Here is a 24,720-nt window from a genome sequence, read left to right on the forward strand (position 1 = left end):
GATGAACAAATATATTTATTATTCTATTAAGTCTATAGACTTTATATAATTTAATCGTAATATAATTTTTTTTGGCAGTCCGCGATCATAAATACCCCACCCCCAATAATGTAATCAGGAGCGGGGTTTATCACTTATTATTTCTTTATGCCCTTTGCATAAAGCTCGTTAAACAATAATTTAAAAGTGCCATGTGGCTGCGCGCGGAAAGTGATCTCCGGACCGAAGGAATAAAGCGTACCCTTACCTACCTGGGCAGAAAATGCGGCCACATCATCCTTCAGATACTGCTGCCCCCATGCCCAGCCGCTGCGTAACGGCTTATCCGAGGCATACCATATTAAACGTTTAACACCCTTTTGTTCGGCGTCGGCGTCAAGTTTAAAAGCCGGGCTGCTGTCGAACATTACGTCGGCTTCGTCAGACATGCCATAATCAGCAGGTTGCTTGGTATCCAGCGAAACCCGCAATATGGTGCCGGGGATAAAGAATTTATCACCTGAGAAAGGTACCTCTTTACCATTTACCTGATCTACCAGAGCGTTGTGCACGGGTAGATTGAGGTTATAAGCGAGGTTGACGCTGCTGCCAATCGTTACAATATTACCACCTGCTTCCAGGAAAGCTTTGAGCTGGGGCACGGTTTTGTCTGCAGTTATCCTGCCGGTCCAGGTCTTGTATTCGTCCGGCACTTCGCCACCGCCGCGCCCGCCGCGGCCCCCGAAACCACCGGCAAAGCCGCCGCTCCCATCGGCTCTTGGAGGAGCAGGAACAGCTCCTGACGGAAAGATGATGACGTCATACTTATCTTTGAGGTTACCGGCATCAAATTCCTGTGGGTAGACGACCTTGAACGGGAAGTGGTATTGTTCAAACAACCAGCGGATCCAGCCGGAAGTCATCGAACCACCGTATTGATCAAACAGCGCGATCCGCGCGGCATTGAATTGGGCCAGTTTCGCAGGCTTTTTACCGGCCGTTGCTGCGGTTACGTAGAACTCTTTAGCTGATCTTTCCAGCGAGGCTTTAGCCGGGGCAGAATATTCGACATAGAACGTGCCGGCCGGTACATTCCCCGATGGCTCAATTACCCGGTAAACCTTTGCACCTGATTGCAGGAGGTCGTTCACAGCAATAAAAGAATTGTTAGCATATGGACTGATCAGGTAGCCTTTTTTAGCAATTGATGGTGCCGGAGCCTGCGGCAAGACTTGTAATTTACCATAAGGGATTCGTTGGAACGGACCATTAAAATCATCCAGTATTCGGTCGAATTTGATACCCATTTGGTAAGCAACGGTCCATCCGGTCATATCATAAGGTCGGATCGGTGGGCCTCCGGGATAGAGAAAATCGTTCGGATGATTCTCCGGCTCGAAACGGTCAAGCACTTCCGGACGGAACGCCTGGTTGGTTTTCAGGATGTACGAGCCAGCAGGATAGCTTTTGCCGTTGACGGTAAAAGCCGCGGTAGCCTTATGTACGATCAAACCGGAGCGGATACATAAGTTAACAAACTTAACCGCCGTTGCGAAATCCGGCTGATCTACGCTAATGATATAACCACGTGGATCCCGTAATTCCGGATTCTTTAACACCGCATCATAATATTTCAAGGCGATAGGCCCGTTAGCCGATCTGCCTACGGTCACGGCACCGCTTCCGCCCCTGCGTCCGCTGCGGACGCGGGCGGTTGTATCATTCGCTTCACCTGCCTTTGCTGCTGCGACAATGGCATCTGAACGTTTTGGAGAAAGCGTCCAGTAATCCCGGCTACCGCGTTCAATGGAGTTCTTGCCCATACGGTACTGATCAAAAAGTAACTCATCATAATGACGAGCGGCATAATTGAGCACGGCATAATTTAAGGACAGCGAATAATCAATCGACTGCTTAAAATGCCAGGTTTGCGGTAGCACCGGAAATGGTGTGGCGCTGTTTGGGATCAATCGCTCCGGTACTACGGGAATCGTTGAGGGAGCCGGGCTGCCGATAATTTCGGTCAACAAGCCGATCGTGTTATGAAAGTAAGTCGCTGTACGGACCCCGCCATTGAACCAGGTCGAAAACTCAGTTCCTGAGCGTTGGGTATAGCCCGGTTTACCTTCTGCGTTAAGTCGGCTGTTCATGGCCGATCCGACTTCGTCTATCCTCGTCATTAGTAAAGGATCATACAAATAATTGAAGGGATCGCGGAATGGCGGCCCGGCAACCACTGAACCCTGTGGCCCTGCCTGGTGATGATTGTAAACGATCTGCGGTATCCATTCAATAAACTGCTGACGGGTAATGTTTTGAATTTCCTTCAGGTTCATCATATACGAATCGCGGTTGTCATCGTGTCCGGCATATTTTTCCCATAAGCGGGGTACGTTCATGTTTCGCTTTTGCGGGTCTTTTTCCTGCATATACCAGTTCGAGATCAATTCCTGCCCGTCCGGGTTACAATGTACCATCAGGATAATATCCTTATCCAGGATGTTTTTCGTTTCCTCGTCATCCCTGCTGATCAGTTCGTAAGAAGTTTGTATCAGCTGATGGATCCCCACGGTTTCACTGGCATGCAGCCCACCGTCGATCCAAACGACCGCCTTTCCGGTTTTTGAAAGTTGGCGTGCCTCCTGATCGGTCAAGCCTTCGGCATGAGCCATTCTTAATGAGATATCCCTGTATTTTTCAATATTTTTAATGTTTTCGGGCGAAGATATGATCAGCATGAATTGATGGCGACCTTCTTCGGTCAAGCCCATATCAAAATATTTGGCTCTCGGCGAAGCAGCCAGTTTCTTGATGTAAGCCTCGGTTTGCGTGAAATTAGCCAGTTGATAATCGTCGCCAATGTTAAAGCCAAAAAACGCTTTCGGCGATGGGATGGTTTGCGCCAACAGGCTTGTGAAACATGCCAACAGGAACGTGGTGAGGTAAACTTTTTTCATTTTGAAAGATGCAGTGTTTATTTTATCAATGAGAATACAATATTGCTAAGATACTAAATGACAACGTTTTCCAGGTACTTGTAGCCGCTACCGGTATTGATCAGCAACACCGTTTCACCGGGCCGTACCCATCCTTTCGCTTTCAGCTTTTTGAATGCTTGCCACAGGGCGGCTCCCTCAGGTGCGATTAACATCCCTTCGTGCCGGGCGATTTCTTTCAGGGCACTGCTCATCTCTTCATCGGTAATGGTGATGGCTGTCCCGTTACTTTCGCTTAGTACCCTGAGTATGACACGGTCGGCATAAGGCTTAGGCACCCGCAGGCCATTGGCAATAGTGAAGCCGCCGTCTTTAAAGTCAGCCACTGGTTTATTGGTCTGAAAAGCCTTAACGATGCCATCGCAGCTTTCAGATTGCACCGCGACCATACGCGGGCGCTTACTGCCTATCCAACCCAACTGTTCCATTTCATCGAATGCTTTCCATATCCCGATGAGGCCGGTTCCTCCTCCTGTAGGGTAAAATATCACGTCGGGCAACTGCCAGTTAAACTGTTCTGCGATCTCATAACCCATGGTTTTTTTACCTTCCAAACGATAAGGTTCTTTCAGCGTGGATAGCTGGAACCACCCGTGCACTAAAGCCTGTTCGTTAACCAGCCTGCCGCAATCGCTGATGCTGCCGTCTACTTCTACCAATTCAGCACCGTATAGGCGGCATTCGTCTTTAAATATTTGAGGGGTTTGTTTGGGCATGTAAACTATTGCCTTAATTCCCGCGCGCGCCGCATAGGCAGCCAATGCACCGCCTGCATTGCCCGCCGTCGGCGTGGCAATTACCGCTACGCCCAGTTCCAGTGCTTTTGATACTGCCGCGCTGATGCCCCGGGCTTTGAATGAACCGGTTGGATTTCCGGATTCATCCTTCCAAAAAACCTCGTTATCCGAAGTGAATTTCTTCAGCTGACAAACCGGTATGACCGGCGTAAAACCTTCACCCAATGTAACGATATATTTTTCATTGCTAACCGGCAAGAATTCTTTATATCGCCACATGTTTGCCGGGCGGCCCACTAAGCTGTCTTTAGTAATGCCCGTGTTTAAATCATATTGCGCAAATAACGTGGAAGCGCAGCTGGTACATACAGTTTGAATCACGGTTACTTCGTGTGACGTTCCGCATTCCGGGCATTTCAAGGCCCTTAATAACGAGCTCTGTTCTAATTCGATGATCATAGGTCTTTATTTACGAGGGATTGACAGCCTTGAGGCTGCCAATCCTTTATCAAAGGTTAGTCTTTTATTGCTACGGCTCTTTGGTAGCAGGCGGAGCCGGAGTGGTACCCGGAACAGCAGGTCTTGGCGCGCGCAGCCCCCTTGGTCTGCGAGGAGGAATAATTACCTTCCGCTCATTCAGGTCATAACGCTGCCCGTCATGCAGTAAAAAATACGGTCCGTCGGAATTGTTATAATCTTCATTATTATTGATCACATGCTTTGGAGAAAGGCCTGCGATTGTGGCATGATCATAAATCGCCACAAAAGAGTTTCCTACTACGGAAAGTGTATCTTTTTGAATAACTACAGCTGTAGCTTCATCTATCCCAATACCAATTAGCTTCGGTGATTTACGGATAAGCTCCACCAGGTCAAATTCTCGGTTACGGATAAATAAGTGCTGATCGATCGCTGAATTTTTCAAAAAGCCTAACCCCTGTGTGTGGTCGCCGATCGTGATTTCGGGACCATGAGTGTCGCCTCTCCACAAGAACGAGCCCTGGATGCTGGCACCCGCTGAAGTTCCGGCAATGACACCTCCGCGGGCCAATACATCAAAAAACGCTTTATGTGTCAGTGTGTTTAAGTAAGCATCGGCTATACGCCATTGCCTGCCGCCCACAAAGAATACCCCGGTGGCCTTAGTTAGCGGTTCTATGAACTGCTTGCTGTTCGCTGTCTTCAGGTCAGTCGTGTGTAGCAAAGTGACATTGGTAATACCTGTATGTTTTTTAATACTGTCAATGGCGGCAACATCCTTAACCGCTCCGTCGCCTGCAGCCGTGGTGACGACCACAATTATCGCCTTATCTTTGCCGCCGGCCAGTTCAGTAAATTTATTCCAGATGGCTTTATTGTCACCTTCGTTACCGCCGATGATCAGTAAGGAACCATTTTCAGGCCCGTGCCTGGTGGGTGATTTAGTGATCCTGATCGCGGGATAAACGTTTATAGGAGTCAATACTTTTTTTGCAGGTACCTCCTGTGCCAATGCCGCAAATGATGCCGACAGCAGCAACAGGCCCGTGAATATATTTTTTTTCATTGTGTTATATGTATGATTAGGGTTGATCATTAATTGTCATCTTCTCCGTCAGCCGAAGCTTTAGCTGCTTTTTTAGGCGCGTACTTATTGCCTTTGACCGGAGCCTTGGCTTTGGCGATCACCGGCTCGATGACGCGCCTCTTGCGGAGGTCATATTGCTGGCCCTCGTGCAAAAAGAAGAATGGGCCGTTTGAGGCATTATAATTCTCCTTGCCGTTAACGATGTGTTTAGGGCCATTACCGATAATGGTATTGTAATCATAGATCAAGGCATATGCTTTTCCGATCACCGTAAGGGTATCGCGTTGCACCAATACGGCCGTAGCCTGCTCCAAACCAATGCCGATAAATTCAGGCGCTTGTTTGACGAAATCAGTCAAATCGAATATCCGGTTACGGGTCATCACGTGCTGGTCCAGTACAGAGTTTTTTAAGAAGCCAAGGCCCTGGGTGTGGTCGCCCACCAGAATGTGCGCACCCTCGGTATCTCCTCTCCATAGAAAAGAACCCTGGATAGAAGCTCCGGCAGAACTCCCGGCAATGACGCCTCCACGGTTCAGCAGGTCAAAAAAGGCTTGGTGCGCGCGGGTGTTCAGGTACGATTCGGCCGGGTGCCATTGTCTGCCCCCGTCAAAGAAGACACCGGTGGCATTATTGATCAGTGCTACAAAAGCATCGGAATTAGCGACCTCCAGGTCACCTGTATGTACCAGGGTAACATTTTGTATCCCTGTATTTTTGATGACCGATTTTACGGTACCTGTCGCAAATTCGGCTGAATCACCTGCGGCGGTGGTGATCACGATGATCCGGGCTTTATCTTTGCCCCCGGCGAGTTCAGTAAATTTCGCCCAGATTGCCGGCGTCGACCCGCCACCGCCGATGATGATCAATGAGCCCTTTTCAGGGCCATGCCTGGTTGTCGACTTCTTTACTGTAATGGGCGATTGCTGGGCAAAGGCTGTACCATAGCCGATCATGGCTATGAGTAACGTAAGGATGAATTTTCTTTTCATAATATGATGGTGATGGAATTTGTGATGGTTAATTATATCCCGGATTGGGTACGATATTCGGGTTGGCCTGAATTTCTATCTGGGGTATAGGTTGAAGGCGCCTGATATCGGTCGTCAATACCGGTGTATAGGTCGGATAGCTGAACGGCTCGGCCGGACGATTGATGACCTGGTTTAAACGGGTAAGGTCGAAGAAGCGTAAGCCCTCGAAAGCAAGTTCCTTTCTCCGCTCGTTTTCAATGTCGTCCAGTAATTGCTGGCCTGTTGAGGTATATCCTGCGAAAGCGGGATCACGTAGTTTGGCTAATTGATTCAAATAAATCAAAGCCTGCCCTTCATTGGTGGTACGCGCATAGCCTTCAGCCAGCGTCAGGATCACTTCAGCGTAACGGATAACTTTGATCTCGTCCGGATCGGCATTTAAATAGTTGGAGTATTTGTTCACCACGAACGCAGGTTGTCCGTTTCCTTTACGGATACCATTCAGGATCAAAGCCCTCCGGCTATCAGTTGACTTATAGGAATTATATAACGAGGTAGTAGCCAACATTTCGCCATTGCTCGACTGGTAGTACAAACCGGCCATCGCAGTGGAATTACTGGTCACGCTGTTATTGAACTCGAATATAGTTTCCAGTTTACTGCTATTGCCCGCGTTGCTCGACCAATAAGCCGCGAATGCGCTTGGCGTAGTTGCCAAGGTATAGCCACCGTTTTGTACCACTAAAAGTGCTGCATCACGGGCATTGGCATAGTCGCCCTTATACAAGTAGGCCCGGGCCTCGATCGCTTTGGCAGCATATTTGGCAATATAATTTGAGCTGGTGTTATGATAGGTCGCCGCTATGGCCGAGGTCGGCATCAATGCATACGCGCTGTCCAGATCGGTGATGATGCGTGCATAGACTTCGGCAACCGTATTACGGGCTGGTTTTAAATAGGGTCCGGTCGCATAGGTCGGTTGCGTAACAATCGGAACACCCAAAGCGTTCGGATTTATAGTGGCGGGCGTGGCAAAGTAGTTCACTAAAGTTAAATAAGTAAGGCCCCTCAATGTATAAGCTTCTCCTCTCAACTGATCAACAGTAGGGCTACTGGGTAGCCCGGCATTGATGATACGGTTAGCCTGTAAAATGGTATAATACCCTTGCGTCCACATGCCACTGGCTTCGCCGCTGCTGGATGTGAACGAATAATTACTTTCCGTAATCAGCTGACCGTAATTGGATGAGCTTACAAAAACATTGTCCGCCAGCAAATCCCCTAAGATCGGAACATTTTGCCCGAACAAAGAGCTGCTTCTCGCGGCTACATATAGTCCATTAACCGCATCGGTGAGGTCATTAGGCGTTTGTATAGATGTTGCCGCAGGTACGGAGGTTGAAGGGACCTGTTTCAGGTAATCCTTTTTGCAGGCAGAAATGAAAATTACTACCGCTATAATTAAATATTGTATGTGTTTCTTTTTCATGTCTTTCCTAATTAAAATCCAACATTTAAGCCTAAAGTGTAGGTCCTGAAAGCCGGGATGGTAACCGCACCTGTTTCCGGATCGTAGGGCAGCCTATCGTCATAAGTCCTGGTCCATAAGTTGGTACCACGGGCATAGATATAGACCTTGCTCACACCGGTAACGTTTTTAAGGACATTCAATTTCTTAAGATCGTAGCCGAGCGTGGCATTTTTCAGGCGAATAAACGAGGCATTATAGATAAATCTGCTGGAGTAGGCAGAAGAACTGCTTTGCGTACCGCCGCCTGCTATATACTTAGGCACATCGGTGATCTGTCCGGGAGTGGTCCACCTGTTGGTGAATTCGCGCTGATATTTATTGAAGGTATAATAAGACCCATCATAGAAACGGGTTGACCAGTAATCTTTGGTGTAGTTCCCAAAATTATAATAAAAGTCAACAGCCAGTGTGATTCCCCTGTAATTGAAGGTATTATTGAAACCGCCAAAAAACTTTGGAGTGGCCGTTTTGTAAGGCTCTTTTGCAGCGGAACCATAATTGGTTGTCGTTTTAGTTTGGGTATCATCCGTATACCACAATGCTGTGCCATCCGCAGGATTTACACCTGCCCATAGCGGCGTATAATAGGTGTGGTAATCATAGCCTACCTGGAAATAATAATCTCCATTTGCACCCGCGCCGTTAGCCAACTGCGTTATTTTATTTTTATTAACGGCTATGTTGAAACTGCTGATCCATGAAAAAGCCTGGGTTTGTACAGCGGTACCTTTGATGCTTAATTCGTAACCGGTATTTTGCATGGCGCCGATATTAGCGTACGGAACGGTATTAAAACCGGTTGTTCCTGAAATGGGAACTGATTGTATAAGCCCGTCAATAATGTCGCGGTAATAATCTACTGTGAATAATAAACGATCCTTGAAAAACCCGATATCAGCGCCTATGTCAAATTTCTTGGCCGATTCCCAGGTCAGATCAGGGTTACCAACGGTATTATAGTTTTGACCGTTACCAGTAGTATAATTTGACCCGTAGGAAGATAACGGTTGTGCGCTGTAAGCACCGATCCCTTGCGCATTACCGGTTTTCCCATAAGATAACCGAAGTTTCGCACTCGAAAATATCCTTTGATCTTTAAAAAAATCGTTTCCGTCAATATTCCACGCGCCGCCTACCGACCAAAAATTACCATAAGGATTGTTGGCACCAAACACAGAGGAACCGTCTCTTCTGAAAGATCCGCTAATAGAAAAGAGATTTTTATAATTGCTGCTTAACCGGGCGTAAATTGAATTAAAGGTAATATTGCTGGTACTGGAGCTTGCTCCTGTTGCTGTTGCCGCATCAGATAACACAACCAATGTGGGCTGGGTAAGGGGAAAACCTACACCGGAAGCGCTGGCCGTATAAGTATTGGCCTTCTGTGCTTCATAACCCACTGCCGCCGTTACGTAAAAGTCTTTAATTCCCGGAATATCATAACGATAATCCAACTGGTTCCGGGTTAACAGCGTGTAGTTCCGGGTATTCGTTTCGGTGGCCTGTCCGTTTGAGCTTGACCCATCACCCAGTACGGGATTTAGAAATGTAGAGGCCTGAGTAGCTTCGTAATCTGCGCTTACGTAGCTGCTGAATTTTAATTGATCCCAGATATTCCAGTTTAAGGTGGTATTAAAAAGTATCCTGGTCTCTGAGGTGCCGTGATTATCATGTGCGGCTATCCATAGTGGGTTGTAATGTGCGGGGAAACCGATGTTGCTGCTGCTGCTGGATGCAATGCTGCCATCCGGATTGTAAGCCAATTGGAAAGGACGCAATATCTCTGAGGCGAATACCGGATTTGCCCATGAACCCACATCGCCCACAGGCGTATTCTGGTAATTGTTGGAAATGTTTATGCCGGTTGTAAAACCAATGCGCTTGCTGATCTTTTGGTCAATGTTAAACAAACTGGTGATGCGTTTCAGGTCAGAATTTAAGGTTGTAGCTTGCTGGGTGAAATATCCCGCCGATGCGAAGATCTTGGTATTTTCGTTGCCTCCTCTGACGGAAACATTATATTGCTGCTGACTTCCATCTTTGTGGGTGATCTTCTGCCAGTCATTACTTTGCCCGCTGTTCAACCCATAATTGGTTGCCAAGGCAGCCACCTGCGCAGGGGTATTACCTGCATTGGTTACGCCCTCGATGAACAAGGTGGCAAATTGGTCCGCATTCAAAGGCTGGCCAGCTGCGGGTAAAGGGATGTTGATGGTACGTCCGGCTTCTGTGCTAAAGTCAACTTGTGTTTTTCCGGCTTTCCCTTTTTTGGTATTGATCACGATCACACCATTTGATCCGCGGGACCCATAAATGGCAGTGGCAGACGCATCTTTCAACACCGTTACACTTTCGATATCATCCTGGTTGATGCCATTCAAAACACTATTGGGATTACTGAGGATCATCCCGTCAATCACATAGAGCGGATTCGAATTTAGGGCTGTTGATCCTACACCGCGTAGTTGAACCGATGGAGTAGCCCCGGGCTGAGCATTAGTTAAGGTTATATTCAAACCCGCCACTTCGCCCTGCAATGCAGCAAGAGGCGAAGAAAAAGGCTTATTTTCATTTTCTGCTCCGTTTATTGTAGTAGCCGAACCTGTGTAAGATTTCTTGGTTTGGGTGGTGTAGCCGTCTGTGATCACCACTTCGTTCAGCTGGTTAAGCTTTTGTTTCAGTAAAATTTTAATAGGGCTGCCGCTTGCCTGAATTTCCTGCCGCTCATATCCTATAAAAGTAATAATGAGCGTATAGGGAAATTTCTGACCGGTGACAAAATTAAAGCGGCCTTCCGCATTTGTAGATACGGAATGCGTGGTGCCGGAGATGCTAATCACTGCGCCAGGTAATGGCTCTTTCGTGTTTACATCCAGCACCTGGCCCTCCAACTTGGAGTTGATGGTAGCCGGAAGTTCTGTTTGGGCTGTTACCATGAGCGGCGAGACACACAGGAGCAATAAAAGTAAAAGGTACAGATTTTTTTTACGGATAAATATTTCCATATTTAACGAGGTTTTAAATAATGTTAATTCATTGTTTGAGACTGGAATGGAGATCAGGGAGTGATTTGCCGTTACTAAACTGATCTTTCATTTGCGTGACCGGCGAGGCTTCCTTGCCGGTTTCTTTGTTTTTGTTCTTATTATGTTGGTATCATCTGTTTTAAATTGAATAGTGCATAACTGATTGATGAGGCATTTTGAATGCCCTTAAATCTTGTATCCGAAAAGATTGGAAGGAATTAGTTACAACAACATGGCATGATGCAAGCTTTGGGCGCGATTAGCATCATTTTAGATTTTAGCAAAACATTGGTTGTTTTCATAATTCGGTGGCAAACATAGTATTAATTTATTACCCTACAAAATCTATAGACTTTATATTGTATTGTGATACAAATGTTACATAAGTGTGGTGATTGAGTGATGAGGTCATAAATTCCCGATTTGGTCAATCAAAGGAGCTGAAAAGGTTTGCGAAACGAGAACGAAGATCTGGCAGATCTATCATGTCCCCTTAAAAAAACTGGCTCCTAAACCAACTGCGTTATTAGAGGTTACTACAGGAAGGCTAACGATAGTAGCGAGATGAGCTATTCCGATTTCAGCATCAGATCTTCTCTTTCCATGACATCGGCGATACTAGTTTCCGAAAGCACTTTGACTGTGACATCACGCAACTCTATAAATTTAGACCTGATGCCACAGGTCGCTTCGTTGATGCATTCCTCACAGCGGTGGTAATAATTTAAGCTGGCGCATGGTACCATCGCGATCGGGCCGTCGGTGATCCGCATGATATCCACTAAGATGATCTGGCTGGGCTCTTTATTTAAAGCATAACCGCCGCCAGCTCCCTTTTTGCTGTAGACAAAACCGTTATTTCTTAACTCCAGTAATATCTGTTCCAGGAATTTTTTGGGAATGGTTTCCATTTCAGCGATCTGTTTGATCTGCATGGGCGGCTGGTCGCGGTTCCTGCCCAATAAAATGAGCGCTTTGATGGCGTATTTGGTTTTTTTGGATAGCATCGGATCAAAAGCAAAGTAACGAATTCTTTCGGTACTGCTAAAATGACATTCATCACCTCCAATAAAACTTTATAAGATCATTTATACAAAACGCTACGCAAACGGCGAAATATTCAAGAGTTAGGCCAATGGATGCCACTCAGTATAAAGGATTTGCAGTATTTTTGTCTTGCCCCACAGGGCACTCCACCGATAAAGACATCCGGATGTATTCGTCGACTAAGAATTAAAATCAACACTTTTCATCACCACATAATCCAGGCATTTTAATTGCCCGGAATTTCTTTAGTTTAGTCAATTAGATCATATTCGATTTTGAATCATAAATATCTTAACAAAGTGTCCGGTCATCTGATCCGGGGAATCGGGCAGTGGGATTTTGTTGCCCTGGTCGTCAACATCACGATCGGAGCAGGCATTTTAGGTTTGCCGTCCAAGCTATTTGCGCTCATGGGAATCTACAGCTTGGCAGCCATTATCTGTTGTGCCGTATTGGTGCTGCTCTTGATCCTTTGTTTCGCAGAGGTAGGCAGCCGCTTTAGCGGAACAGGCGGCCCTTATCTTTACACCTTAAGTACCTTGGGTCCCCTAACTGGTTTTATAGCAGGGTGGCTGTTATGGCTCTCGCGTCTTTTTAGCTTTGCTTCTGTTTGCAACCTGTTTGTCGATTACTCGGCTAACATTTGGCCACCCGTGGCAAATCCCATTTGGCGGATACCGTTAATTTCCCTCATTACCTTAACATTGGCTGGCCTTAATTATCGCGGTATACGCCCGGCAACCCTGGTCAATAACAGTATTACCGTCATCAAACTACTCCTGTTGACAGGGTTTGTCATTGTCGGTCTGTGTTATGTTCATCCCGCAAATTTCCAGGTCGTCAAACCGTTTAATCCGTCTGTGTTGCTATCTTCGGTTTTATTACTCGTTTTTGCGTTTTCCGGCTTTGACGTAGCATCTGTACCCGCGGGTGAGGTAATCGCGCCGCAAAGAACAGTACCCCGAAGCTTGCTGATAGCCATAGCTATGGTATCGCTTTTATACGTCGGCATTCAGTATGTTTGTATCGGTACCTTACCGGGCTTGTCACAGTCAAGCAAGCCCATTGCCGATTCCGCCAGGCTGTTTATAGGGCCCACCGGAAGCCTGGTGATTACCATTGGCGCTTTGATCACCATGCTGGGTACCTTAAATGTACTAATGCTGACGAGTTCCCGGCTGCTGTTTGCCATGGCCGAGCAAAAACAACTGCCAGGGCGATTAAGCTTTATCAATCAAAGGTTCCATACGCCATCTGTTGCCATCGTGGTCACGGTAATCGTCATCTTAGTGCTAACGATCAGCGGAAATTTCATCAATAACTTAACTATCAGCGCCATTATCCGCTTGTTTACGTTCGTTACCACTTGCCTGGCCTTACCACTAATTAGGCTAAAAGAAAAAGACAGAGCTCCTTTCAGCGTGCGTGGGGGCGTTTTTATCGCTGCAATAGCTATTTTGGTTTGTTTGCTTTTGGCTGTTAATATCGGTAGAGAAGAAGCGATCAATGCATTTATTTTAACTTTGGTGGGCATTGTTCTGTATTTTCTTTGTAAATATACCGGCGTAAATAAAGCGTAATTAAAAATAATGGATCAGGAACTTAAACAGGTAACAATAAGAACACCAGAACGTATCGCTGAGATATCCTGGTTTGACGATCTGTGCGGTGGCGATACCCAGTTTTTAAGTGTGCTGGACAATGAGCGCAGGAGTGACTTTAAACATTGTGCAGATATTACTTTGCTGGCTGAACAGTTAGGGTACAGTAATATTCTGTTACCAACTTCCTACACTGTGGGCCAGGATGTCATGACCTTCGCAGCAGGCATAGCACCGCAAACCAGCAGGATCAACCTACTCATAGCGATTCGTTGCGGCGAAATCCACCCACCAATGCTGGCCAGGGCATTAGCCTCCCTGGATCATATGTTACAAGGCAGATTGACAATCAACATTATTAATTCGGATTTGCCGGGATACCGGGAGGATGCTGATTTCAGGTACCAGCGATGCGCAGAAACCATCGAAATATTGAAACAAGCCTGGACCAAGGACCGTATTCAGCATCAGGGGAAACTTTATGAATTCGACCTCCCTGCTGACCCATCGAAATCTTACCAGCAAAATGGCGGTCCCTTGCTTTACTTCGGAGGCGCATCACAGGGCGCAAGAGATGTTTGTGCCAGGTATTGCGATCTGTTTTTGATGTGGCCTGAAACAGAGGCTATGCTGCATGAAAACATGCAAGATGTCAGCGCAAGGGCGGCAAGCTATGGCCGAAAGGTTGACTTCGGCCTGCGGGTGCATGTCATCGTTCGGGAGACGGAAGCGGAGGCCAGGTCATACGCCAAAAAGCTGATGTCCAAATTCGACCCGGTGAAAGGCGCAGAGATCAAAAGCCGTGCGCAGGATTCCTGGTCTTTGGGTGTGAAAAGACAAACTCAGGTGCGCGAGTTGGCAGATGAAGAAGGCTACGCTGAACCCTACCTCTGGACTGATATTGGCAAAGCCAGGTCAGGAGCGGGTGGCTGTTTAGTAGGAAATCCTGAGCAGATACTGGAAAAGCTAAACCGGTATATGGATATGGGCATGCGTTCCTTTATCTTATCGGGTTACCCATTGCTGGATGAAGCCAAATATTTTGCGGATCTCGTACTTCCGCATTTACCGAATGTGTCCATGCCCAAGGTACAAAAACGCATTCCTGATCGTGAACCCGTTACCCCGCTTACAACCGCGCCTTTACGTTAAGCACCCTCTGATTTAAAGCAGCAGTTGGCCTCCCATTACGATAACTGACGACCCGCTTATCCAGATACCGTCATCAGAAACATTTACCCGTATAGTTGAGGGATGGTCAACATAAACACCTTGCAAAATCCGGTAATCCCGGTTTCGGTCAATAAAACCAAGCTGATGAAGATAGCCGGCAAGCGGGCCTGCGGCTGTTCCTGTTGCAGGGTCTTCATCAATACCGATACCTGGATTAAAAAACCTTGTTTCAGCAAGCACATCTTCGAACAGACCGTTGGTTGTAAAAAGGTAGCAGCCTTCAAAACCGAAACTTGAGGACGCACTCTTCAACAGGTCTTTGTTTGATCGCGCACCTTTTAAAGCCGCTAAATTTCGGACGGGCACCATCAAGTGAGCGACTTCTGTTTTGACGATGTTGATCCCCCATCCGTTTAAGTCAAATTCTTCGGCGCTTAACCCTGTTGCTGCTGCGATGACCTCTGCGGGCACCGAACCGATAACTTGCGCAGACGCCTGCTTCATTCCCACGTAGGGAATGCCATTTTCTTCAGTTATTATGAGCGGGACTTTAATATCTTTCATGATCACCGATTGGGTATCATGCTGACCGTTAAAGATATCCCATTTCTTTATCAGTGCGAGGCAAACAGCACCTAATAAATTGTGGCCAGCGCCGATAATTTCAAACCCGGCTGGTGTAAACGATCTGACCGTAAATGGCTTTTCGTTTTCCCCATAATTGACAAAGGATGTCTCAGAATAGCCGAATTCCCTGGCGATGTCCTGGTACTGCTTCAGGCTCAGTTCACGGTCGGCCTGAACGACGGCAAGCTGGTTACCTTGATAACGCTGATCGGTGAACACGTCCAATACATAGTAATTCAATAATTCCATTTCATTATTTTTAATGTTCTGTAGTTGTCAAAACTAGTCACTACTGTTTAATTTTCTTCGTGGGTTAACCAAAGGTAACCGGTTACCTTTGGTTAACTATCCTATATTTGACTATGAAAAATGCTGAAAAGAAAGACGCAACCTGCGAGCAGGAATTAACTGCTATCCGTGACAGCCTGGAAGTTTTAGGCGGAAAGTGGAAACTGAGGATTATGCGCCATCTCAATAACCACATCAATGAGAACAATACATTCAAGAAAATGCAACGCGAAATTGAGGGTATTTCCGCAAAGATGCTTTCCAAAGAATTGCAGGAACTGGAGATCAATCTTCTGGTAACGCGGACGGTGATGGACACCAGACCGGTGACCGTGTGTTATGCCATCACAGAATATGGAATGAGCGTTTTCCCCGTAACTGAAAGCCTGGTAGAATGGGGGTTAAATCACAGGGAGCAGATCAAATGATCTCATCATATGAACCGAGCTTAAAACGCATCACCATCATACGGAATATGGACGCGTTTCCCAAGCCCGGCTTTGCTCATTTCTTCCTTCAAGACCCCACGGCTTAACAAGCAATGATTTACACTTTCCAAATGTACGGCAACCACCCTCACATGCGGAAATGCACTGCATAGGCTGACAATATCCGGTACGTCCATGGTGATCGGGTCGCCCGTAAGAAACCTTGCCGCCCCTGAATTGACAATAACCAGGCTCGGATGATGTTCCGCTATAGCCTCTTCCACCTCAGAACACCATACCGTATCACCAGCTATGTAGATCACCTCTGCTTTATGTTGTAATACGAACCCAGATACTTGGCCCATTTGCCTGCCGATCTCCCCGGTGCCATGTTGGCCCCGAGTTCTGCTAATCGTTATTCCCTTAAACGTCGCTGTGTTATCGATTGCTTGCACCTGCGTAAACCCCTGGCTCCTGATGGTCTCATCGTCCCCTGGTTGGCAGAAAACCGGTGTATCTTTCCGGACCAAGGCCTGGGCCTCCGCATCCCAATGATCGCGATGGGTATGCGTAACAATTACGGCATCGATCTCATCCAAGATCAGGTTAAGGTTAAAAGTGCTAACCGGAAGTTCCATAGTCGGTATCCTTGACTGGTTATGCGCGTTAGCAACCGGGCTCATGGAACCCATCGCCGATAGCATCGGATCGATTAGCAGTTTGGTTCCGCCGATCCTGATCAACAAGGTCGCATGTCTTAACAGCCTGTACTCATTTTCCTGCTGGTAAGAAATCGTATTTAAGGTCATAAAAATAAAAACGGAAGAGGCAGAATTCCGGGCGTTAAAGCCTGCTAAGAACCGCCGCTTGATTAACAAATACCGATAGCGCGAATATCCAGCACACTATGGGAACAGTTTGTTATTTACTGTCTGATTTTGCCGCAGCGCTCGATTGATAGATTTGCTGTAATTTTTCGGTTAATTTATCGCCGGTCAGATTTTTCGCAATGATCTTTCCATTCGGATCGAGCAGGAAGTTTTGTGGTATAGCCCTTACGCCATAAAGTACGGCTACATCATTCTTCCAGTATTTTAAGTCGGATACCTGCGCCCAGTTCAGTTTATCATCTTCAACAGCTTTGATCCAGGCATCACGTTTGCTATCCAGCGAAACACCCAATATCGTGAAGTTTTTATCTTTATATTGCTCAAATGCTTTGACCACATGCGGATTTTCCCTTCTACATGGCCCGCACCACGATGCCCAAAAATCGATCAGCACATATTTGCCTTTAAATGAGTCCAACGTGATGGCATTGCCATCTTTATCATTCTGCGCGAACACAGGGGCTTTGGCACCCAAGGCCGTTAGTTTCCAACTTTGTAAGAGTTTGCCATATTCAACGCCGGATTTACTGCTTTTTACATCTGCCGTTAGTTTGTTATATAAAGGCTCAACTTCGCTGGCCTCGGGAAAATACCCTCCGAAAGTTTTGAGCGCATCTAAACTAATGATCGTATTGGAATGTGTTTTAATAAATGACGCCAGGACAATTTTTTGGTTTTGCTCAATGGCATCGGTCTTTTTATCGTATTCTTTTTCAGCCTGCTCATTCTGCTGTTCTTTCGGCAAAGAACGGTAGGTCAGTGTCGCCGCCCTTAATTGATTCGTGTAAGGCAATAGCGCCTGTGTGAGTTCCTGGTTAGCTTTATTTAAAGAACCGGCATTGATGCGGGCGTGTGAAACAGAATCGGTCGCCTCAACAGCGATGTTTCCATTTTCCAGGTAAAGTACGATGGCGTCGGCCTTCCTTAATTTTCGCAGGTTTTCGCCATCTTGAGAGATGATCAGGTTGGCTTTTAGCGGATCATCCAACTTACCGCTAAAACTAAAATTTCCCTGAGTTATTGTTGCTGAATCGGTGGTATTGCCCAAATCGGTGCGGTAGGTCAGGTAAGCTTTAGCGGGGGCGTCCAGTGTTCCAACACGTCCGTGGATTTGATAATTTACCTGTTGTGCCAAAAGTATTGTGGGTAACAATATAAGGGCTGTTGTCAATTGTTTTTTCATATGTTTTAGTTTATTGCAGCTATTAAGCTGCCTGTAAATTATATACTGCGACCAAAATATCTGTTAGCTGGTCGATCTCTACGGGTGTATTGAATTTGCTGAAGGAAAACCGGATTGTTTCGTAACCCACCTGTATCCCTATAGCTTCGAGAACATGTGAGGTCTTACCGCCCGAAACAGCTATACCTGATCTGTCCAGGTAATCCGTTAATCCGGAGTATGAGCGGGTGGATGGGAAGTTGACACTCAATATCGTTTCTAAACTTTGATCTTTATCCGTAGGGTTGCCGTTAAAGCGTATGTCTGATATACGGTTTTGAAGCTGTGAAAGCAACTTGCTCTTTAGTTCCCATATGTATTCTTGGTCCTCAGCAAGTTTGCCATGCGCTACCTCAAGAGCTTTCGCCATGCCGGCGATACCCGCGATGTTAACATTTCCGTGTTCCCCGCCTTTAACGAGCTGTGCAGCCCGAAGCCCCTTCCGTATAAAAATAAATCCAATACCCTGAGGCCCATGAAACTTATGACCTGATCCGGTTAAATAATGAACCTTCAACCGGGTAAGATTGAAGTTATAGCGCCCTATGGTTTGAGCAGCATCAGTATGGAACAACGCACCATACTTTTCACTCAAGGCAGCAATCCTGGCGATATCATATCGGGTCCCTATCTCATTATTGGTATGCATGATGGTGATTAGGCTTCGTGGTTTGGTTTTCAATATAAGTTCCAGCCCATCCAGATCAAGATTACCGGAACTGTCATTGCGAACATAACTGACCCGTATAATTCCTTCTTTTTCGAGATCCTTTAAAGTGCACAAGACCGCCTGGTGTTCTAATTGTGTAGTGACCACATGCCTGATACCTTCATGCTTCACAGCGGAAAGGATGGCAATATTATCCGCTTCGGTAGCCCCGGAAGTAAAAATAATCTCCTCAGGCGATGCCTTCAGCAAGCGAGCTACAGTTTTTTTACTAAAATCAATAATCGCTAATGCATCACGTCCCTGCTGATGATGCGAAAACGGGCTTCCGTAGTTATTTAGCAAAAGTGGTGTCATGGCACCAAGAACTAAAGGGTCCAGTTGTGTGGCGGCTGCATTATCTAAATAGATATTCATATCAATATGTAATCAAGCAAACTATTTGATTCCCTATTCTTAGAAGCGCCATTTTCTTAGCACTTAATGGTAAAGGTGTGCTTTGTTAACTTATCTTTCCCGGTGCATTACTCCAGGGAGGAATTAGCACCTTTTATCAGCGGAACGCTGTAGAGGTTGCCAAGACGTCAAAGGGCCTTTCCCTCGGTCTTTCTGGATAAGTATCAAAGAACTCTGACTTAACTTTACTTAAACATCACAAATGTATATTAATTCCATAGACTTTATAGAATTAAATTTATTTTTTTATGTTTGTCGCTATTAACCATTTAAATTAAAAAACATGTCAAAATTTGCAGATCTTAAATCAACTGTAGCAGACATCGAATCTGATGTAACAAAATTTTATGAGAACGGTAACAAAGCCGCAGGAACGCGCGTGCGCAACGGTCTTCAGGCTATCAAAAAACTTGCCCAGGAAATCAGGCTCGAAGTTGCGGAACTGAAGACAAAGCCTAAAGGAGGTTTATAATTGACCTGTAGATACTTCATGAAAATCTCAAATAAATATTTATTTCTCGCTTGCAGTTTTATTGCAGGAACATCTGTAGCGCAGAGCCAGTTTATCCCGGAAGGCAAATGGCGCGGCGTTTTTCACCAACCTAACGACACCGACGTACCCTTTAATTTCGAGGTCAAGGGTAAATCCGCTGCGACAGCCAAAATTTACTTGCTGAACGGCGGTGAGCGCTTTGAAACCGGAGGTATCACGCAAAAGGGAGATTCATTGTTTGTGGCCTTCGACCAGTTCGATAATGAATTTGCATTGAAGATCGGCGACAAAAAACTGGACGGCGTTTTACGAAAGAAAGATCATTCCGGCAGAATAACACCCGTAGAAGCTAACTATGGTATCAGCTACCGCTTTGCCGATAACGGCGAAAAACCGGCAGGCGATATTTCCGGAAAATATGATGTCCTTTTTAAAGGCAGGAATGGAACAGACGAAAAAAAGGTAGGTGTGTTCAAACAGGATGGCAATAAGTTATTTGCTACCTTTTTAAGCATTACCGGCGATTCGCGTTACCTGGAAGGTGTGGTGCAAGGCAATAAATTCTACCTCTCTGCTTTTATTGGTAGTGGCGCAGCTTACTACACCGGTACATTCGATGCTGCCGGGAGCCTAACGGGTACGGCCAGCGGCCAGCCTTTTAATGCGACGAAAAATGCCGCTGCCGCTTTACCTGATCCTTATAAATTGACCTACCTGAAAGATGGTTATCAAACCTTCGACTTTACGCTACCTGATGCTGACGGTAACAAGGTATCGCTGAAGGATGCTCAATTTAAAAACAAAGTCGTGATCCTGACCATCGGCGGTACCTGGTGCCCTAACTGTATGGACGAAGCTACTTTTGTTGCCCCCTGGTATAAGAAAAACCATCAACGCGGCGTAGAGGTGATCGGTGTACAGTTTGAACGTAAAACTGATCCGGCCTATGTCAAAAATGCAATGGAAAACTTTAAAAAACGTTTCGGTATTGCTTATACAGAAGTGTTTGGCGGGCTCGCTGATAAGAAAGCGGTGGCGGAATCCTTCCCGGCGCTCAATACTTTTTTGTCCTTTCCAACGATCATATTTATTGATAGAAAGGGAAATGTAGACAAAATCTACACAGGTTTTACAGGACCGGCAACAGGTGTTTATTATGAGCAGTTCATTAAAGAGTTTAACGATGAGGTTGACCATTTGATCAAAGGTTAACGGAAGATACTGGCGGCCAGATGAGTATCTGATTTGTTACTTAATGTGAATGTCAGTTTTGCTTCAACTATTTTATCTATAGAATCGATAGAATATATTTGTCCCAAATCGAAAAGCTATGCAACCATTTGTAATATCACATGAACACCCGGACTGGTTTAAGCCTTTGTTCACTGAATTGGAAAAACGAGATATACCTTACCAGACGGTAAACCCTGCGCAGCATTTTTTTGCTATCGAGGGAGCCAAACCCGAGTTCGACCTGTTCTTTAACCGGATGAGCCCTTCTGCTTATCTGCGGGATGGTATTCAGGGCACCTTTTATACCTTGAACTATCTTAAATTCCTGGAGAATCACGGTGTAAGGGTAATCAATGGTTACAAGGCCTTTACTTATGAAACCTCAAAAGCTTTACAACTCTTGTTATTGGAACAATTGGGTATCAAATATCCTAAGTCGCGTGTTGTGAACCATGTGTCGCAGGTAGAAGCTGCGACGGAGGGCCTCCGCTTTCCCATCGTAATTAAGGCCAATATCGGCGGTAGCGGTGCAGGTATCGAAAAATTCGATTCTATTGCCGAAGTACGTGAAGCGGTTAAAGAAAACCGTGTTGATTTTGGAATTGACCACACCGCTTTGGTGCAGGAGTTTATTCCGGCACGGGGCGGTTATATCACGCGCGTAGAAACATTAGGTGGTAAATATCTATATGCCATTAGGGTCTATACCAATGGCGAAAGCTTTAATCTATGCCCGGCGGATATTTGCCAGACAACAACCGGACAAGAACTGGTTAGAAACGCGTGTGCCTTGGATGCTCCGAAGAACGGCTTGAAAGTTGAAGCCTTTACGCCTTCGGACGAGATCATCAAAAACATAGAAGCCATCGTTCAGCACAGCGGAATTGATGTGGGCGGTATCGAGTATATCATCGATGACAGGGACGGCGAAGTGCTATACTACGATGTCAATGCCTTATCCAACTTTGTTGCGGATGCGGTGAATGTGATCGGGTTTAACCCGCACGAAAGACTTGTTGATTATTTAGCAGAACAGGTTACAGAAAACATTTTAACGAAATAATATGAGATTTGGATACTGGTTACCGGTTTTTGGAGGCTGGCTGCGCAATGTTGAAGAGGAAAACATGCAACCTACCTGGGACTATGTGAAACGATTGGCCATCCGGAGCGAGGAGATCGGTTTCGACCTGGCTTTGATCGCTGAATTGTACCTGAATGACATCAAGGGCGAAGAAGAACCTTCGCTGGACGCCTGGTCAACCGCTGCGGCACTGGCAGCAGTGACCAGCAAACAGGAATTGATGGTCGCCGTTAGGCCTACTTTTCACAATCCGGCCCAACTGGCTAAGCAAGCCGCCAATATCGATCATATCAGTAACGGGCGCATTTCCTTGAACGTAGTATCTTCCTGGTGGAAAGATGAGGCCGAGAAATACGGTATCGCTTTTGAACAGCACGATGATCGCTACGCCCGTACCGCAGAGTGGCTGGAAGTACTGGATAATGTATGGAAGAAAGACCATTACAGCTTTGAAGGCAAGTACTATAAAGTTAAAGATAATATCTTGCAGCCCAAGCCGGTATCCACCCCTCGCCCGCCGATCTATGCGGGTGGTGAATCAGAAGCTGCTAAAGAATTGATCTCATCCACTTGTGATGGTTACGTAATGCATGGCGATACGCCGGAACTCATTGCCAGGCGCATCAATGACCTGAGCGAGCGCAGGGATAAAAAAGGTTTGCCGCCGATGCAGTTCGGCGTTGCAGCCTACAGCATTATCCGTGATACCGAACAGGAAGTTAAAAAGGAACTGGACAGGATCACCAATGTACAGGAAGGCAGTTCCGGCTATAAGAACTACCAGCAATGGTTATCTGGTACCCAATTGGATCAGCATGTGTCATTACATGATTATTCCGTATCTAACCGCGGCCTGAGATCGGGCTTAACCGGGACACCCGCACAGGTACAGGACAGGATCGGCGAATTTGAAAAGGTTGGCGTGAATTTTTTCCTGTTGCAATGCAGTCCGCAACTGGAAGAGATGGAGCGTTTTGCCGATGCCGTGATCGAAACTAAATCCGCGCTGGTGCAATAATGATCGAACTCAAAAACGTCACTAAAACATTTTTTAAAAAGAACAGCGCGGTTAGCGCACTGTCCAATGTTTCCCTGGTGGTTCCCGAAGGTAAAATATTGGGCGTGATCGGCGCTTCGGGTGCCGGGAAAAGCACGCTGATTCGCTGTGTTAACCTGTTAGAAAAGCCGACATCGGGCGATGTATTGATCGGCGGATTAAATTTAACGAGGCTCGGTTCCGCTGAACTTGCCAAAGCAAGGCGTGAGATCGGCATGATCTTCCAGCATTTTAACCTCTTATCTTCCCGTACGGTAGCAGGTAATGTGGCCCTGCCATTGGAACTGAGTAGCACACCGAAAGAAGACATCAAAAAGAGGGTTGCTGAGTTACTTGAGCTTGTTGGCCTTTCCGAAAAAGCGAACGAGTATCCCTCGAATTTATCCGGTGGGCAAAAGCAAAGGGTAGCGATTGCAAGAACGTTAGCCACCAACCCCAAGGTATTATTGTGCGACGAGGCGACCAGTGCACTGGACCCATCAACGACGCGCGCGATCCTTGACCTGTTAAAAGACATTAACAAGCGTTTCCGGATCACCATCCTGCTCATCACCCACGAAATGAATGTGGTTAAAGCGATATGCGACGAAGTGGCGGTGATCAGTGAAGGAAAACTGGTTGAACGTGGCAAGGTGAGTGACGTTTTTTCTTACCCGGAAACAGAGATCGCCAAACAGTTTATCGCATCGTCATTACATGCCGCGCTGCCCGCAGATTACAGAGAACGGCTATCACCTGTGCCCGCCGGCCTGAATCACCCGGTGGTTAAGCTGGAGTTCAACGGCCACTCCGCCGAGGCGACCGTCCTGTCAGAAGCCAGCAGAAAATTTAACGTGGATAATAACATCATCAGCGCGCAAATGGACCATACAGGAGGCGTAAAATATGGCATTATGCTCATAGAAGTTGCAGGTCCTGATGCCGACACACAAAACTCACTGGAATATTACCGGAGCAAACACATTGAAGTGGAGGTATTGGGCTATGTCTGAAGAGATGCTGATCATGATCTTAAAAGGCTTGCTGGAAACGATCATCATGACATTTGTGTCGGGTTTTTTCGGCTTCCTGTTAGGACTACCTACCGGCGTGCTGCTGTTTATGACCAGGAAAGGTCAGGTTTCCGAAAATAGATTGATTAACGGGACCGTTTCGATATTGGTCAATATATTCCGTTCTATACCTTTTATCATCCTGATCGTATGGATGATACCATTTACCAGGGCTCTCGTTGGCACCTCTATCGGTGTTTCGGCAGCATTGGTTCCTTTGAGCATCGGCGCCGCACCCTTTATTGCCCGCATGGTGGAAAATAGCCTGATCGAGATCCCGAATGGTTTGATCGAAGCGGCACGGTCCATGGGCGCGACACCCCTGCAGATCGTTTTCAAAGTTCTGCTACCCGAAGCCTTGCCGGCCATCATTGGAAGTGCTTCGATCACACTGATTACCTTAGTGGGCTATTCCGCTATGGGTGGAGCTGTTGGGGCTGGTGGTCTGGGTCAGATCGGTTACCAGTACGGTTACGTGGGCTACGATGTCGTTGTCATGAATACAGTACTTGTTTTATTAGTTTTACTTGTTTTTATCATCCAGGTAACCGGTGAGTTTATTGCAAAAAAAGCAGACCACCGTAAATAA

Annotated in this window: 20 protein-coding genes and 1 riboswitch; of the genes, 9 read left to right on the forward strand and 11 right to left on the reverse strand. The window is 46.4% G+C overall.

Translation table 11 applies throughout. The features are described from left to right. Positions 1–137: 137 nt before the first annotated feature. The 7 genes from BDD43_RS02565 to BDD43_RS02595 all read right to left on the reverse strand — a co-directional run bounded on the left by BDD43_RS02565 (position 138) and on the right by BDD43_RS02595 (position 11,820). A complete protein-coding gene (locus BDD43_RS02565; RefSeq protein WP_121196203.1) occupies positions 138–2,936 on the reverse strand; it encodes a M14 family metallopeptidase in 2,799 nt (932 codons plus the stop codon). Between the two features lie 53 nt (positions 2,937–2,989). After that, a complete protein-coding gene (locus tag BDD43_RS02570) occupies positions 2,990–4,171 on the reverse strand; it encodes a threonine synthase (protein ID WP_121196205.1) in 1,182 nt (393 codons plus the stop codon). A 70-nt stretch (positions 4,172–4,241) separates the two neighbouring features. Then, complete coding sequence (locus BDD43_RS02575) at positions 4,242–5,258, reverse strand: cyanophycinase (protein WP_121196206.1); 1,017 nt, start codon at positions 5,256–5,258, stop codon at positions 4,242–4,244. Between the two features lie 29 nt (positions 5,259–5,287). Beyond that, on the reverse strand, positions 5,288–6,274 hold the full coding sequence (locus tag BDD43_RS02580) for a cyanophycinase (protein ID WP_121196207.1): 987 nt from the start codon (positions 6,272–6,274) through the stop codon (positions 5,288–5,290). Positions 6,275–6,302: 28 nt separating this feature from the next. Further along, positions 6,303–7,745 (reverse strand): RagB/SusD family nutrient uptake outer membrane protein, encoded by a 1,443-nt coding sequence (locus BDD43_RS02585; protein WP_121196209.1) that lies wholly within the window; start codon positions 7,743–7,745, stop codon positions 6,303–6,305. Between the two features lie 11 nt (positions 7,746–7,756). Continuing rightward, a complete protein-coding gene (locus BDD43_RS02590; RefSeq protein WP_121196210.1) occupies positions 7,757–10,792 on the reverse strand; it encodes a SusC/RagA family TonB-linked outer membrane protein in 3,036 nt (1,011 codons plus the stop codon). Positions 10,793–11,382: 590 nt separating this feature from the next. Continuing rightward, the gene (locus BDD43_RS02595; RefSeq protein ID WP_121196212.1) at positions 11,383–11,820 is read right to left on the reverse strand and encodes an RrF2 family transcriptional regulator; all 438 of its coding nucleotides are present in this window, start codon (positions 11,818–11,820) and stop codon (positions 11,383–11,385) included. 315 nt (positions 11,821–12,135) lie between these two features. Here BDD43_RS02595 and BDD43_RS02600 point away from each other — a divergent pair, with 315 nt between their 5' ends. Beyond that, positions 12,136–13,440, forward strand: coding sequence for an APC family permease (locus tag BDD43_RS02600; RefSeq protein WP_162846961.1), 1,305 nt, complete (start codon positions 12,136–12,138; stop codon positions 13,438–13,440). Positions 13,441–13,449: 9 nt separating this feature from the next. After that, positions 13,450–14,613 carry an LLM class flavin-dependent oxidoreductase gene (locus BDD43_RS02605; RefSeq protein ID WP_121196215.1) on the forward strand — a complete coding sequence of 388 codons (1,164 nt, stop codon included), beginning with the start codon at positions 13,450–13,452 and terminating at the stop codon, positions 14,611–14,613. 12 nt (positions 14,614–14,625) lie between these two features. On the opposite strand, the gene BDD43_RS02610 is transcribed toward BDD43_RS02605, so the two are convergent. Continuing rightward, positions 14,626–15,510 carry a PhzF family phenazine biosynthesis protein gene (locus BDD43_RS02610; protein WP_121196216.1) on the reverse strand — a complete coding sequence of 295 codons (885 nt, stop codon included), beginning with the start codon at positions 15,508–15,510 and terminating at the stop codon, positions 14,626–14,628. Between the two features lie 113 nt (positions 15,511–15,623). On the opposite strand from BDD43_RS02610, the gene BDD43_RS02615 reads away from it, so the two are divergent. Next, entirely contained in the window at positions 15,624–15,977 is a 354-nt protein-coding gene (locus BDD43_RS02615) for a winged helix-turn-helix transcriptional regulator (protein ID WP_121196218.1), read from the forward strand. A gap of 20 nt (positions 15,978–15,997) precedes the next feature. On the opposite strand, the gene BDD43_RS02620 is transcribed toward BDD43_RS02615, so the two are convergent. The 3 genes from BDD43_RS02620 to BDD43_RS02630 all read right to left on the reverse strand — a co-directional run bounded on the left by BDD43_RS02620 (position 15,998) and on the right by BDD43_RS02630 (position 19,173). After that, the gene (locus BDD43_RS02620) at positions 15,998–16,786 is read right to left on the reverse strand and encodes an MBL fold metallo-hydrolase (protein ID WP_121196219.1); all 789 of its coding nucleotides are present in this window, start codon (positions 16,784–16,786) and stop codon (positions 15,998–16,000) included. 112 nt (positions 16,787–16,898) lie between these two features. Next, positions 16,899–18,050 (reverse strand): TlpA disulfide reductase family protein, encoded by a 1,152-nt coding sequence (locus BDD43_RS02625; RefSeq protein ID WP_121196221.1) that lies wholly within the window; start codon positions 18,048–18,050, stop codon positions 16,899–16,901. A 22-nt stretch (positions 18,051–18,072) separates the two neighbouring features. Continuing rightward, a complete protein-coding gene (locus BDD43_RS02630) occupies positions 18,073–19,173 on the reverse strand; it encodes a cysteine desulfurase family protein (RefSeq protein ID WP_121196223.1) in 1,101 nt (366 codons plus the stop codon). Positions 19,174–19,260: 87 nt separating this feature from the next. Next, positions 19,261–19,376: riboswitch (SAM riboswitch) on the reverse strand. Between the two features lie 119 nt (positions 19,377–19,495). Here BDD43_RS02630 and BDD43_RS02635 point away from each other — a divergent pair. The 6 genes from BDD43_RS02635 (at position 19,496) to metI (ending at position 24,720) form a co-directional block, all read left to right on the forward strand. Next, entirely contained in the window at positions 19,496–19,684 is a 189-nt protein-coding gene (locus BDD43_RS02635) for a histone H1 (protein WP_121196224.1), read from the forward strand. Between the two features lie 18 nt (positions 19,685–19,702). Next, positions 19,703–20,917: a peroxiredoxin family protein gene (locus tag BDD43_RS02640; RefSeq protein WP_121196226.1), complete on the forward strand. Its 1,215-nt coding sequence runs from the start codon at positions 19,703–19,705 to the stop codon at positions 20,915–20,917. A 118-nt stretch (positions 20,918–21,035) separates the two neighbouring features. Next, a complete protein-coding gene (locus tag BDD43_RS02645) occupies positions 21,036–22,001 on the forward strand; it encodes an ATP-grasp domain-containing protein (protein WP_121196227.1) in 966 nt (321 codons plus the stop codon). A gap of 1 nt (position 22,002) precedes the next feature. Further along, positions 22,003–23,040, forward strand: a complete 1,038-nt coding sequence (locus BDD43_RS02650; RefSeq protein WP_121196229.1) for an LLM class flavin-dependent oxidoreductase — start codon at positions 22,003–22,005, stop codon at positions 23,038–23,040. Beyond that, positions 23,040–24,071, forward strand: a complete 1,032-nt coding sequence (gene metN, locus BDD43_RS02655) for a methionine ABC transporter ATP-binding protein MetN (RefSeq protein ID WP_121196230.1) — start codon at positions 23,040–23,042, stop codon at positions 24,069–24,071. Before BDD43_RS02650 ends, metN begins: the two co-directional genes overlap by 1 nt. Further along, positions 24,064–24,720 carry a methionine ABC transporter permease MetI gene (gene metI / locus BDD43_RS02660; protein ID WP_121196232.1) on the forward strand — a complete coding sequence of 219 codons (657 nt, stop codon included), beginning with the start codon at positions 24,064–24,066 and terminating at the stop codon, positions 24,718–24,720. The genes metN and metI overlap by 8 nt, the downstream gene beginning before the upstream one ends.

The sequence above is a fragment of the Mucilaginibacter gracilis genome (assembly GCF_003633615.1).
GTDB classification, from domain to species: Bacteria; Bacteroidota; Bacteroidia; order Sphingobacteriales; family Sphingobacteriaceae; genus Mucilaginibacter; species Mucilaginibacter gracilis.

Bases quoted from the DNA above. Each gene is read 5' to 3' on its own strand.
- BDD43_RS02565 (WP_121196203.1), bottom strand. From the start codon at position 2,936: ATGAAAAAAGTTTACCTCACCACGTTCCTGTTGGCATGTTTCACAAGC.
- BDD43_RS02570 (WP_121196205.1), bottom strand. From the start codon at position 4,171: ATGATCATCGAATTAGAACAGAGCTCGTTATTAAGGGCCTTGAAATGC.
- BDD43_RS02575 (WP_121196206.1), bottom strand. From the start codon at position 5,258: ATGAAAAAAAATATATTCACGGGCCTGTTGCTGCTGTCGGCATCATTT.
- BDD43_RS02580 (WP_121196207.1), bottom strand. From the start codon at position 6,274: ATGAAAAGAAAATTCATCCTTACGTTACTCATAGCCATGATCGGCTAT.
- BDD43_RS02585 (WP_121196209.1), bottom strand. From the start codon at position 7,745: ATGAAAAAGAAACACATACAATATTTAATTATAGCGGTAGTAATTTTC.
- BDD43_RS02590 (WP_121196210.1), bottom strand. From the start codon at position 10,792: ATGGAAATATTTATCCGTAAAAAAAATCTGTACCTTTTACTTTTATTG.
- BDD43_RS02595 (WP_121196212.1), bottom strand. From the start codon at position 11,820: ATGCTATCCAAAAAAACCAAATACGCCATCAAAGCGCTCATTTTATTG.
- BDD43_RS02605 (WP_121196215.1), top strand. From the start codon at position 13,450: ATGGATCAGGAACTTAAACAGGTAACAATAAGAACACCAGAACGTATC.
- BDD43_RS02610 (WP_121196216.1), bottom strand. From the start codon at position 15,510: ATGGAATTATTGAATTACTATGTATTGGACGTGTTCACCGATCAGCGT.
- BDD43_RS02615 (WP_121196218.1), top strand. From the start codon at position 15,624: ATGAAAAATGCTGAAAAGAAAGACGCAACCTGCGAGCAGGAATTAACT.
- BDD43_RS02620 (WP_121196219.1), bottom strand. From the start codon at position 16,786: ATGACCTTAAATACGATTTCTTACCAGCAGGAAAATGAGTACAGGCTG.
- BDD43_RS02625 (WP_121196221.1), bottom strand. From the start codon at position 18,050: ATGAAAAAACAATTGACAACAGCCCTTATATTGTTACCCACAATACTT.
- BDD43_RS02630 (WP_121196223.1), bottom strand. From the start codon at position 19,173: ATGAATATCTATTTAGATAATGCAGCCGCCACACAACTGGACCCTTTA.
- BDD43_RS02635 (WP_121196224.1), top strand. From the start codon at position 19,496: ATGTCAAAATTTGCAGATCTTAAATCAACTGTAGCAGACATCGAATCT.
- BDD43_RS02640 (WP_121196226.1), top strand. From the start codon at position 19,703: ATGAAAATCTCAAATAAATATTTATTTCTCGCTTGCAGTTTTATTGCA.
- BDD43_RS02645 (WP_121196227.1), top strand. From the start codon at position 21,036: ATGCAACCATTTGTAATATCACATGAACACCCGGACTGGTTTAAGCCT.
- BDD43_RS02650 (WP_121196229.1), top strand. From the start codon at position 22,003: ATGAGATTTGGATACTGGTTACCGGTTTTTGGAGGCTGGCTGCGCAAT.
- metN (WP_121196230.1), top strand. From the start codon at position 23,040: ATGATCGAACTCAAAAACGTCACTAAAACATTTTTTAAAAAGAACAGC.
- metI (WP_121196232.1), top strand. From the start codon at position 24,064: ATGTCTGAAGAGATGCTGATCATGATCTTAAAAGGCTTGCTGGAAACG.